The sequence below is a fragment of the Butyrivibrio sp. AE2032 genome (assembly GCF_000702965.1).
Genome location: NZ_JNLF01000005.1, coordinates 1,751,774 through 1,763,563 on the forward strand (window position 1 = coordinate 1,751,774; position 11,790 = coordinate 1,763,563).

General features: G+C 47.7%; 8 protein-coding genes. 6 read left to right on the plus strand and 2 right to left on the minus strand.

Features of this window, described 5'->3' with window-relative positions; genetic code table 11:
* The first annotated feature begins 56 nt into the window (after positions 1-56).
* Positions 57-1,166, plus strand: a complete 1,110-nt coding sequence (locus BO18_RS25375; protein ID WP_051689149.1) for an ABC transporter substrate-binding protein — start codon at positions 57-59, stop codon at positions 1,164-1,166.
* A gap of 704 nt (positions 1,167-1,870) precedes the next feature.
* On the opposite strand, the gene proB is transcribed toward BO18_RS25375, so the two are convergent.
* Together proB and BO18_RS25385 are read right to left on the minus strand one after the other, a co-directional pair.
* The gene (gene proB / locus BO18_RS25380) at positions 1,871-2,689 is read right to left on the minus strand and encodes a glutamate 5-kinase (protein ID WP_034450467.1); all 819 of its coding nucleotides are present in this window, start codon (positions 2,687-2,689) and stop codon (positions 1,871-1,873) included.
* 124 nt (positions 2,690-2,813) lie between these two features.
* The gene (locus BO18_RS25385; RefSeq protein ID WP_051689150.1) at positions 2,814-5,186 is read right to left on the minus strand and encodes a transglycosylase domain-containing protein; all 2,373 of its coding nucleotides are present in this window, start codon (positions 5,184-5,186) and stop codon (positions 2,814-2,816) included.
* Positions 5,187-5,239: 53 nt separating this feature from the next.
* Here BO18_RS25385 and rlmD point away from each other — a divergent pair, with 53 nt between their 5' ends.
* The 5 genes from rlmD to BO18_RS25410 all read left to right on the plus strand — a co-directional run bounded on the left by rlmD (position 5,240) and on the right by BO18_RS25410 (position 11,788).
* Positions 5,240-6,937, plus strand: coding sequence for a 23S rRNA (uracil(1939)-C(5))-methyltransferase RlmD (rlmD, locus tag BO18_RS25390; RefSeq protein WP_081861246.1), 1,698 nt, complete (start codon positions 5,240-5,242; stop codon positions 6,935-6,937).
* Positions 6,938-7,003: 66 nt separating this feature from the next.
* Positions 7,004-8,896 (plus strand): hypothetical protein, encoded by a 1,893-nt coding sequence (locus BO18_RS25395; protein ID WP_034450471.1) that lies wholly within the window; start codon positions 7,004-7,006, stop codon positions 8,894-8,896.
* Between the two features lie 206 nt (positions 8,897-9,102).
* Positions 9,103-10,317: an ATP-binding protein gene (locus tag BO18_RS25400; RefSeq protein ID WP_034450473.1), complete on the plus strand. Its 1,215-nt coding sequence runs from the start codon at positions 9,103-9,105 to the stop codon at positions 10,315-10,317.
* Positions 10,318-10,418: 101 nt separating this feature from the next.
* Positions 10,419-11,171 carry a hypothetical protein gene (locus tag BO18_RS25405; protein ID WP_034450475.1) on the plus strand — a complete coding sequence of 251 codons (753 nt, stop codon included), beginning with the start codon at positions 10,419-10,421 and terminating at the stop codon, positions 11,169-11,171.
* The gene (locus BO18_RS25410; RefSeq protein ID WP_034450478.1) at positions 11,168-11,788 is read left to right on the plus strand and encodes a hypothetical protein; all 621 of its coding nucleotides are present in this window, start codon (positions 11,168-11,170) and stop codon (positions 11,786-11,788) included. Before BO18_RS25405 ends, BO18_RS25410 begins: the two co-directional genes overlap by 4 nt.
* Positions 11,789-11,790 lie beyond the last annotated feature (2 nt).

The following is an 11,790-nucleotide window of genomic DNA, read 5'->3' on the forward strand; positions in this document are numbered from 1 at the left end:
TTCGGGACCCTTAAGAAATAGAAAGCTAAATGAGCATATAAAAGGAGAGTAAAGAAATGAACAAGAACGTAAGGAAAGTCACCGCTTCTGTTACGGCACTCATGATGGCAGCTTCCATGATCCTGCCCTGCGGATGTTCCAAGAAGCAGCAGCTCGTCATCTACAACTGGGGCGAGTACATCGCAGAGGATACGATCGCTAAGTTCGAGGCAAAGTATCCCCAGTACGACGTCGTTTACAGAACATTCGAGACAAACGAGACAATGTACCCCAATCTCGAAAACGGATACGACGTAATCATCCCTTCCGAATACATGGTATGCCGTCTTATCGAGGAAGACTGGATCCAGCCCCTCGACTGGGATAAGCTTCCCGACGTCAAGAAGTACATGGATCCCATGTTCCGCGACGTAACATATACCGACAACGCAGAGGTTTCAAGCCAGGTCCTCGACTATGCCGTTCCTTACCTGTACTGCACGGTAGGTCTCGTCTATGACGCAAACAAGGTCGAGCTCCCTGAAGGCACGACTGACCCGGCAGTAATCTGGGATGTCCTCTTCAATACTGACAGCGGCCTTTCGATCGGCATGTACGATTCGATGCGTGAGTCCATCGGAACAGCCCTCAACTACTACGGCTATTCCATCAACTCGATGAACGATGCAGAGCTCCAGCAGGCATTGGATCTTCTCGTTGCTCAGAAGAGCGCTCTCCATCCCGCATACGGCGTAGACAACCTCAAGGACAAGATGGCAGCAGGCGAGCTCGCAGCATCCATCGCATGGTCCGGCGACCACATCGTTATGCTCGAAAGAGTCGAGGAGCTCGGCAATGACGACATCGATCTCCAGTTTGTACTTCCTGAAGGATCCAACTGGTCCGTAGACATGATGTGCGTTCCCACAAACTGCAAGAACTACGACGGCGCAATGGACTTCATCAACTTCATGTACGATCCCGACATCGCCCTCGAGAACTGCGAATATGTAGGTTACTCGACGCCCAACACGGCTGCCAAGGACATGCTCGATCCCGAAGTATCCGGCAACATCTACTACTATCCGGATGAGGCAGTTTTCAACTCCCTCGAAGTCTATTACACATCCGACGCTCTCGAGGAAAGATACACCGAGCTCTGGAACACTGTAAAGGCCAGCGCTTAAGTTACCCGGAAAATCGAATGATTCAGCGGGCTGCACTTCACGGTGCGGCCCGTTTTTTGCACCTGCTCCTCCTTGCATCAAGAATGCCTGTTTTTAAAAGATATACGTATGAGAGGCTGAAGCTTTAAAACCGCCCGAAATACCCTGTTTCCGGATGCTATCTGCGTGTCGGTTTTTTAGGGTCTTTTGTCGTTTATTTGTAGTATTCCCTGCTGGTTTGCGTAATATTGTGTCGGTCTTGTAAGTTTTTGTATGGAAGTTTTAGTGTTTTCCTGTCGGTTACTTGTCGCACATTGTCGCCCGGAAACGACAAAACGGCCGTTTTTTAAGAACTATAACTATCTTCTTGGATTTTAAGACAAAATCGACGGGTAGCTCCAAACGTCTACAATATTTGTCGTATAAAAACCATGAAATCAGACAAAACCCGACAGTAACCGACAAGATTCCCGACAACTTGAACATGATTTTCCGACAGTCAGATAGGGACTGAGAGATACCTGTTTTATCTGGCATCTTTGATGCAGGAGGCGGGCACCGCCTCTTGAACACCGCACAGCACCCGTGAGCAGGGCGGTCAAGAGCGCTTTGCGGGGCCATTTGGCCCGGACTCTTGACGGTCCATGGCGAACCGGGTGCTACAGAAAACAAAAAGCCGTCCGGAGACGGCTTTAACATTGTTAAATGCAGTATTTATAAGGGTTTTACTGGGCGGCGAAGAATGTGCCGACGTCGTCCTGATCGACGATCTTTTCGAGGACCTGGATGCCTGCGCCGTCTGCGATAACGCCCATGATGCCGTTCTCGGTAACTTTGCTCATGGCGGTTATCTTGGTGGCCATTCCGCCCGTGCCGAGCCAGGAACCCTTGCCGGCCGTGAAGTCGAGCATCTCGGGTGTGACTTTGTCGACATAGGAGATACGCTCCGCGTCAGGGTTTTCGCGAGGGTTGGCATCGTAGAGACCGTCAACGTCGGAAAGGATAACGAGGAGGTCGGCGTTTGCAAGGACGGCAACGTCAGCAGAAAGGGTGTCGTTGTCGCCGAAGGTGCCGTTGTGCATGATCTCCGTCGTGGAAACGGAGTCGTTTTCGTTGATTACCGGGATTATGCGCATTTCGAGCAGTGTCTCGATCGTGTTTGTAACGTTGGCTCTTGTGAGCTTGTCTGTGATGCCGTCCTTGGTGAGGAGGATCTGGCCGCAGCGGTATGAATATTCGGAGAAGCTTCTGGCATATGCGTTCATGAGCTCGCACTGTCCTACGGAAGCGATCGCCTGCTTTTCACGTGTAGTGGTGGGGCGCTCCTTGAGATCGAGATAGCCGATGCCGACACCGATGGCGCCGGAGCTTACAAGGAGAACTTCCTTGCCGCGGTTCATGAGGTCTGAGATCGAACGGCAGAGCCTGTCGATGTTGCCCAGGTTCATCTTTCCGTTATCGTATGTGAGGGTCGAAGTGCCGACCTTGACTACGATCCTTTTCGCAAAGTTGACCGGGTTGCGTGATCCGCTGTATTTGCCCAAAGTGATTCTCCTTCTTATTTATATAAATTCAACGCAAACAAGAATAAACTCTTGAGCCTGAAAATGCAAGGAAGAGTTAATGTCCGTGCGTATTTCGCTGAAGATCGGCCGGATATCCGAAGTATCAGCCCGGCGGATTGGGTCCGGGGCCGCCTCCCGGATTGTTGCCCTGACCGCCCTGGCCACCCTGGCCGCCCTGCTGCTGGTTGGGATCGGGAGTCGGGATCGGAGTAGGTGTGGGCGTGGTGTGGAACGGACACGGTTTATCGTCTCTCGGGCAGAGATAGCTGCCTGCGACGAAGTAGTCCGTGTAGATCTTGCCCTGCTCGCGGCATGCGTCTGTGGGGTAGTAGCCTGAAGAGCATACTGAAGCAGTGATTATCGTGTCGGGCTTTGTGAATGTCGCGCCCGGAAGATTCTCGTGGATGCGGTTCATGCAGTACATCCAGATCCTGACGGCGCCTGTGTAGTCGCACGAAGGGATGTTGGTCTGCCTGAGCCTGTTGTCGTAACCGTACCAGACGGCTGCCGAATAGTAAGGCGTGAAGCCGCAGAACCATCTGTCGACGTTGTCCGATGTCGTACCGGTCTTTCCTGCGGTGTCGATGTGGTCGCCGTCAGCGTTTTCGATCTGGCCGCCATAGTTGGAAGGCGTGGAGTTGGTGACGACGCCCTTGAGGATATCGCCGATGAAGAAACATGTCTCAGCTGAATATACCTGATAGCTGATGGGGTCAGGACGGCAGATGACGTTGCCCTCAGAGTCCAGGACCTGAGTGTAAGCGTAAGGCTCGGTGTATGTGCCGCCCGTAGCGAAAGTATGGTATGCGGCTGCCATCTCAAGAGTGGACATGCCGTTCGTGAAACCGCCTACGGACTGTGAAGGATAAGCGCCTTCGGAAGTCCTGTCGATGCCGACCTGCTTGAGGTACCAGAGAGCGGTCTCGCCGCCGACGTTGGTCCAGAGCTCTGCGGCTATCGTGTTGAGCGAATTGACGAGCGCGGTCCTGATTGTGACGGCACCGAGATAGGAACGTGTGTAGTTGACCGGCCAGTCCGTATTGGGGCGCTGGGGGTCGAGGTGTTTGGGTTCGTCCATTACGATCGTCGAAGGAGCGATTATGCCAAGCTCGAAAGCCGGAGCGTACTCGAGCAGCGGCTTTATGGAGGAACCCGGGTTACGGTGGGTCGATACCGCACGGTTGAGCGACAGGTTCATGGTCTTCTCGCCATAGCCTCCCGCCATCGCGGCGATCGCTCCGGTGCTGTTGTTTATAACGACCATCGAAGCGTTCGGCTTTTCGGGGTAGTCCGCTATCTTGTCGGGGTCGGCCTGGAAAAGGTCCCGCTGTTTAAAGGCTTCATCAAGGATCGCCTGCGTTCCGGGCTCAAGCGTGGTGTAGATGTGATAGCCCCTGTTGTAGACAAGGGAAGACGCGAGGCTTCTGGAGATGCCTCTTGCCTCTGCGATGTCACCGATGACTTCGGAGATCGCATACTCTGTGAAGTAGGAGTTGACTGTCGCGTTGCGGTCCGTGCTCCTCTGACGGAATTCGAGTTCCGTGTTGAGCGCGTCCTTGTACTCGTCCTCGGTGATCATGCCGAGTTCGTACATCTTGCCGAGGATGGTCCTCATCCTTCGCTGAGCGTTCCTTCTGCCGGATTCCCTTAAGGGATTGTAGTAAGAAGGGCTCTTCGGAAGGCCTGCGATCAGCGCGCACTCGGGGAGTGTGAGTTCCGATGCATCCTTGCCGAAATAGTTCATTGCGGCAGCCTGTACGCCGACATAGTTGTTGCCCATGGGCGCGAGGTTGATATAGAGCTCGAGTATCTCGTCCTTGGTGAGGTTCTGCTCGAGCGACATGGCGGAGAACCACTCCTGTACCTTACGGGAAGTGGAGTGTTCGTCCTGGCCGCTTATGAGTTTTACTGTCTGCTGTGTGATCGTGGAGCCGCCGTGTGTTGCCGAACCGCCGTTTGCGAGGGCGGAAAGGAGCGCGCTTCCGATACGCTTGATGTCGATGCCGGAGTGCTCGCGGAAACGCTCATCCTCGATCGCTATTATGGCGTCATCGATGTATGTGTTCTTGATCGCGCTGTAAGAGACGTAGATCCTGTCCACGTTCTCGGAGCCGGTGAGCTTGGCGAGGACATTGTTCTCGCTGTCATATACGAAAGATGTCTGGGATTCTTCTGCCGAAGTGAGGTCGCCGATCGAAAGAGGCTTGGTGGTGGATGCATAGCCCAGGAGCATTCCCGCGCCGAATCCGCCCAATGTGAAGCAGAGGCATAAGACGGCGACGATGGCGATCCTCAATATATCGCCGATAAAACTTGCCGCTTCGTGTGTCCAGCTGCGGTTGAAGCCGCACTTGGTGGGTTTACCCTTGAGCTGGCTCCTGAGTTCGTCGGCAAGAGCGCTGTTCTCAGGCGCAACGGGTCTCGTTGATCTCTGTCTTTTGTCACCGCTCTGAGGCAAGTAGATCGTCTCCTTCAAAATAATTTCTCCATATTCTACCACGACTTCGCATATAATTAGATTATAAATATGTGGCAAAGGCGGAGAGGACTAAGGCATTGGGGCTTATTGAAGTTGCGGTAACGTCATTAGGGAGCGAGGGACAGGGCATAGGCCGCCTTCCTTCCGGCAAGACCTGTTTCATCGCCGGAGTGTTTCCGGGCGAGACCTGTCTTTGCGAGGTTACGGAAGAGACGTCCAAGTACGCTCTTTGTGAAGCAAGTGAACTGATATCGTCTTCCCCTGACAGGATATTGCCATTCAGATCTGCAGACGAGGTGAGCGGAGGACTTCCTTTCGCCGGTCTTTCATACGATGCGCAGCTCAGGTTCAAGGAAACGCGCGTAAGAGAGTGCCTTACGAGGATCGGAGGGTTTGGAGATGACCTTCTGGATGAGGTCTTCAAGCCGATAGAAGGCGCAAAGAGCCCTTTCAGATACCGCAACCACATGCAGTATGCGGTCAGGGACTGTAGGATCGGGCTTTTGTGCGGCAAGTCCGATGCGCTCGGTGATTACGACGGAAACCTCATAGAATATGAGATCTTCGGGAAGATAAAGGATGCCGCGGAAGCTGTTTTCGGGCGCGCCCCGACAAGGCTTTTCGACGGGCTCGTGTTAAGAGGGTCACTGAGGACAAAACAGATCCTGGCAGAGCTCGTCAGTTCGTCCGATGCACCGCATGAAGTCGTCATAAGGGATGCTAAGAATTATATGGCCTCGACGGACCTTTATGAGTCGGTCAGGCACGTGTGCGAAGCTGACGGTTTTGAGCTCAAGGGACTGCTTTTCAGGATCAGCCCGAACAAGGCTTCGAAAAGAACGAGATCCGGCATCAGGACAGTGATAGAAGGTGTCGATCACTACGACGAAGTTTTCGCCGGAAGGACATTCAGGATAAAGGCCGGATCGTTCTTCCAGGTCAATACGGAGCAGGCCGAAAAGCTTGCGGCCAAGGCATCTGAGGCCTGCGGCGGCGCTGAAGTCATATACGACCTTTACTGCGGATGCGGCACTTTGGGACTTGCCGTGAAGAAGGAAGGGCAGAAGCTCTTCGGCATCGAAGTCGTTCCCGAAGCGGTGCAGTCGGCAAAGATCAACCGTTCGCTGGCGCTGTCTTCAGAGGAAGCGTCCGAATGCGAATTCATATGCAGGGATGTGCTCAAGACCGATTTCAGTGCGCTCGTGAAAAACGGAAAGATAATGCCGCCGGACTGTGTGATCGTCGATCCGCCCAGGAAGGGGCTTGATATCGGAGTAGTAAAGAAGATCCTCGAGCTCGCAGCTCCTTCTGTCTGCTACATCTCGTGCGATCCCGCGACGCTTGCAAGGGACCTTAAGATGCTTACGAGAGAATACAGGATCCTGGAAGTCACGCCCGTGGATCTGTTCCCGAATGCAAGTCACGTTGAGACGGTAGTCCTTCTTTCCAAGGGAATCGATATATCTGCAGGAAAGCTGCGTGTGGAGATGTCTGTAGAGGATATGGATCTTTTTGCTGCTCATGGGAAAACCTCGTATGGTGAGATTAAAAAGCATGTAAAAGATAAGACCGGGTTAAATGTAACGAGTTTGAATATTGCACAAGTTAAACGCAAATACGGGATGATCGAAAGAGTTAATCATAATCTCCCAAGAACTGAGAATCCGCGCAGGCCAAATTGCACCCCGCAAAAAGAAAAGGCGATTTTGGATGCGTTTGGTAATTTTGGAATGAATCCTCAAGTCTGAGAAGAGTATAAAGAACAATACTTATTCTGCAGAGAAGGTTTGAAATACGAGGCTGGAGTGAGCGTTATGCAAAGTGGTTTTGGAGAACAGATAAAAGCTGTTAATGCATTTATCGAAAGCTATAGTAAAGAGAAACAATATGCCCGGAATTATATTCATTTCTTTCGTCCGCATGTTAATAAACCTCTCAATATTGTCGGTTCTTTTGAAAACGCGATAAAACTGGAAAATGGCAGGGCTCCATCTTTGTCAGCCAATAGCAAATGTTCATTCGGAATGCAGGCATCTGTCAGTTTTAATGATATCAGAGATGAAATGCTTGGTAAGGATTCTCCTTTTGTGAACAAAGATGCTTTTGCCAGGTTTCTTCAAAAGAACAGAAATTGGTTTTGCATCGATATAGATGAATATGATCAAAGAACTTCATATAGTAAGAAGTATAGTTTTATCCAGTACCAGGAAGCATTTCTTACAAGATGTTTGATCGCAAGCAGTTTGGCCTTCGGATATATATTTTCTGCGGACGGACAGGATGAATTAATTGAGAGCCTGAAGAATCATCCTAATATCATCTTTACTCAAAAAGACAACAAGTATTATGTCCGTGGCAGGATAAGTGACGAACTGATCAACAGATATGCTGATACGGAAATAACAGTTTTCGATGACAGGGGACATAGTGAGAAGAAGCTGTTTGGTGAGCTTTACAGACATGATGACAATAAGGATCTTGTGTGTTTCAGTCCTGCTATTTATTCCGGAGTAATACCGCGCTTATGCAAGGTCTTATACGAAGAACCTAAAATAGGAAATCAGGATATTTACAAGCTCCAGTTTGAAATGGGCAGGACCTCATATATGACGATGTATGCGTTCAATTTTGAGAATGCTGCTGGCGGAACGGAAGTCTTGCTGAACCATCCCTTTATGCAGATTAAAACAGGAAAGGCAACTTACGAAGAGATCAATCGTTATTTTGATCTTATGGAGGTTCAGGCACAAACGAAGTTTTATGACGACATGACAGATGCCGGGCATAATCCCTTTTCAGCTGAGATCAAAGCTTTAAATGATTATTTGAATAATTCCTGGAATATTCATAATGTGAATGTGTCAGGCAATGTAATTACAAGAGAAGACATCTGTGTATACACAAAAAGAGCACGTATAATGTCTGATCCGGGTCACCTGTTTTGTTCAGTTAATGGCGGCAGTGAGATATATGATAAGAAAGTCAGTTATTATAAGTCATCTGTACAGGAAGATATTCCCACGATTTCATACGGTAATGATCCGTTCTATTTTGGCGGTGAACTTACACGAGAAGCAATAGCAGAACTCGGTCTGTCGGATAATTCTCCTTATTGGAAATACTATGGTTTCACATGCATGTCCGGCTATCATGGCAAAGAATCGACACATGCCCTGTGGTTGCATTTTAATGTTTTAGGTGAGAGATATTGCAGTGACAGTTTTGAGCAGATCTCCATCCGGAGAATGGGTGCATCTGAAAGCATGGAAAACAGCGAGATATTTGGTTACAAACTTACCATAGTTAACAGCCGGAAAGAAAAGATAGTGGATTTCTTTAAAACGATCCTGTCAGCATTGATCGAATGGAAAGATGTGATATCTATAATTATCATCTCTTTATGCGCTATCAAATTCAAAGATCTGTTAGATCTGGAAGCTAAGATCAATATTGTTTTTGCTGTTCTGCTCATTGTTTTGCTGATAATAAACTTTATTCCGAATCTTCTGGCAAGAAACAAGTACCATAGAAGGATCAATTCGAAAACTATTTCGGCATATAATGAAGATGAGATCACAAATGTTATTGAAAAGATTTTCGGCGACAAGTCAGAAACGGATATGATACTGATCATACTTACGAAGATGAGGCTTATAACGCTTATCGATTATAGTGATGAAATTTACCATGACCGATCAGGTAATTGAAAAATGAAAATGTAGCTTTTGGCAGATAAAAACAATTGTTGAGACGGCAGTAAAGCTCTCCATATCAGTATTATGACCATAAGGTTTTAACATACACATTGAAAGCAGCGTTGTATGGCAACGTCATTATCTTATTGACTTAAACTCAACAGAACATTATTATACAAAAAAGGAATTGAAATCCTGAAATGTATAAGGAGAGCCTTATGTATATTTACAGGCATTTGGAAAAAAGAGTTAAATACATGGCAGATCATTTTCCTGTTGTTCTGGTATCGGGAGCAAGACAGGTTGGAAAAACAACACTGCTTAAGAAGATTGCGGAAGGAAAAAAGGACATTCAATATGTCACCTTGGATCATCCCAGGATACGTCAGCTGGCAAAAGAAGACCCGGAACTGTTTCTTCAGCAATATAGCGCACCGGTAATAATCGATGAAATCCAATATGCGCCGGAACTATTGCCCTTTATAAAAATCAAGGTGGATGAAAACCGGCAAAACGGCAGCTTTTACCTTACTGGTTCCCAAATGTTTCATATGATGAAAAACGTCAGTGAATCTTTGACCGGAAGGGTCGGAATACTGTCGATGTTTTCATTGTCCAGAGCGGAGACCGAGGGCAGGGAAAACATTCCGTTTCTGCCTGCAAATGTGAAGGATACTGTATCGGATGACAATATATCTGATATCTTCGAAAGAATATTACGCGGTAGTATGCCTCAGCTTTTATGCGATCCGGAGCTGGATGCGGAAGATTATTACGGCTCATATGTACAGACCTATATTGAGAGAGATATCCGGAATCTGGTTAACATAAAAGACGAAGGCAAGTTCACAAAATTCATATCCTGCGTGGCGGCCAGAACAAGCCAGGAGGTAAATCTGGCCGATATAGCCAAAGATGTAGAGATTGACCGAAAAACGGCAGATAACTGGCTTTCCATTTTGGTTACTTCCGGAATAGTGGTATTGGTTCATCCTTATTCAGGAAACACGATTAAGAGGATCATTAAACGTCCCAAAATGTATTTTATGGACACGGGACTCGCTTGTTATCTAAGTATGTGGAATAATGCAAGAGCATTGGAATTATCAGCAATGGCCGGGGCGATGTTTGAAAACTATGTTGTCTCCGAGATTATTAAGGGTTATGCAAATAACGGAATAGATGTCAGGAGCAGATTGACATATTACAGGGATAATAATGGTAAAGAAATTGATCTGATGATCATTGAAAACGGAAAGATTTATCCGGTCGAGATAAAGATGAGTGCAGATCCCGGAAAAAAAGCTTTAAAGAATTTTTTAATTTTGGATTCGCTTCCGGAAGAAACAGGGGAAGGGGCTGTGTTATGTATGTCATCGGTTGTAATTCCCTTAGATGAGAAGAATAAGCTGATTCCGATAAAGGCAATATAGCGCATGTTGCCGATCTTATTGACAATCGACAAGATGGTGGTATTGATGATGCATATACATTTTATAAGCAAACCTCGAAGCGAACGCAAGGAGGATTAGAAATGCTAAATGATTTTTTGAACAGTTTGCAATGTGTATTGAAGGATGAAACGCAGGATTATCAAGCTGTTCTAGAAGCCTGGCAGATGAAGGACTGTCATACGGCGTTTATGCCTGCCATAACATGGTATAGCGGCATATGCAATCTTTTTGCCCAAAAAGCCGGTGTTGAAGGGAAGGACATGATATGGATCATTCCCGCAGCGCAGCACGATTACTACTGGCTGTCGATATTGAAACAAAGGATAGAGGACTTTTATGCCAAAGATGAAATGGAGATGCCTGATCAAGGATTATTTCTCAAAACAAGTGCTGAAGAATTTGAAGAATGTATTCTTTTACATTCTAACGATTTGCAAAACGAATCAGAACACACGATCCTTGGCGCTAATGTTGTTTTACTCCGTCTTTCTCTTTCAAACGGCAGCGATACGCTTCTTTTTATTCTCCTGGATCACCAGGATAATTGCTGGAAAAACATCATTGAGGAATACAACGTATCATTAACATGGCTTGTTGATTCCGGACGTGGAATGGGAGACTATTTTATTCATGTAAATTTGTACCAGTTAATGAAGAATACGTCACGCCCGAACATTCTTCCTCCACTTTATTTCAAAGGATTGTATAACAAGGGTGAAATACCCGTGGGCTTTAGATTTCTTTATGCCATGCTCAGTGAGCCTGATGCAGATGGATATGATATATGGCAAACCTTTTCTGCTGTATATGATACGGGTTGGAGAAAAATATGAAAAGGATCAGCTATATCATTGTCATTATTATGAGTCTGATATTTGCAGTGTCGGACTATTTTATCGTGATGCGCCAGTCTTACGACAAGTATCTTGAAGGGGAGTATTTCTTCCGTTATCAGGCGCAAACCGTAAACGACCATACGGATGACTGGTACCTGTCGGAAGCGGCGATGAGTCTGGACGCATCGGACCCGAAGACGTCACTGATGCATTTCGCGAAAACGACAGTCTATGCATGGGCCCCTGCAGGCAACAACTGTACGGTATTAAGCGGCAGCTACACCATTGAGGATTTTCCTCTGGGAAACCTCAAATTCGAAGACGCGGACAAGGACTATTTCTACGGCAAGAAATACACTTACGACGAATACATCGAAATACTCAACGGCATGACAGAAGAGCAGCTCGAGGGACCAAGGGTAAGCGACAGTAAAATGCGGAGTTACCTCAGCGTGAAGAGATTCATGTTCATACTGATCGGAGTCGATGTTGCGCTGGCGATCGTGCTCTTCTTCCTTTACAGGGCAGAACTTGACGGAGCGGTCGATCTTGTACTCCTGCTGGGCGCTCTTTACGGCTTCTTCTTTGAAGTGATCACGGCATTCGTGTTCTGAGT

Coding starts and splice junctions, on each gene's coding strand:
- BO18_RS25375 (WP_051689149.1), top strand. CDS start 57: ATGAACAAGAACGTAAGGAAAGTCACCGCTTCTGTTACGGCACTCATG.
- BO18_RS25395 (WP_034450471.1), top strand. CDS start 7,004: ATGCAAAGTGGTTTTGGAGAACAGATAAAAGCTGTTAATGCATTTATC.
- BO18_RS25400 (WP_034450473.1), top strand. CDS start 9,103: ATGTATATTTACAGGCATTTGGAAAAAAGAGTTAAATACATGGCAGAT.
- BO18_RS25405 (WP_034450475.1), top strand. CDS start 10,419: ATGCTAAATGATTTTTTGAACAGTTTGCAATGTGTATTGAAGGATGAA.
- BO18_RS25410 (WP_034450478.1), top strand. CDS start 11,168: ATGAAAAGGATCAGCTATATCATTGTCATTATTATGAGTCTGATATTT.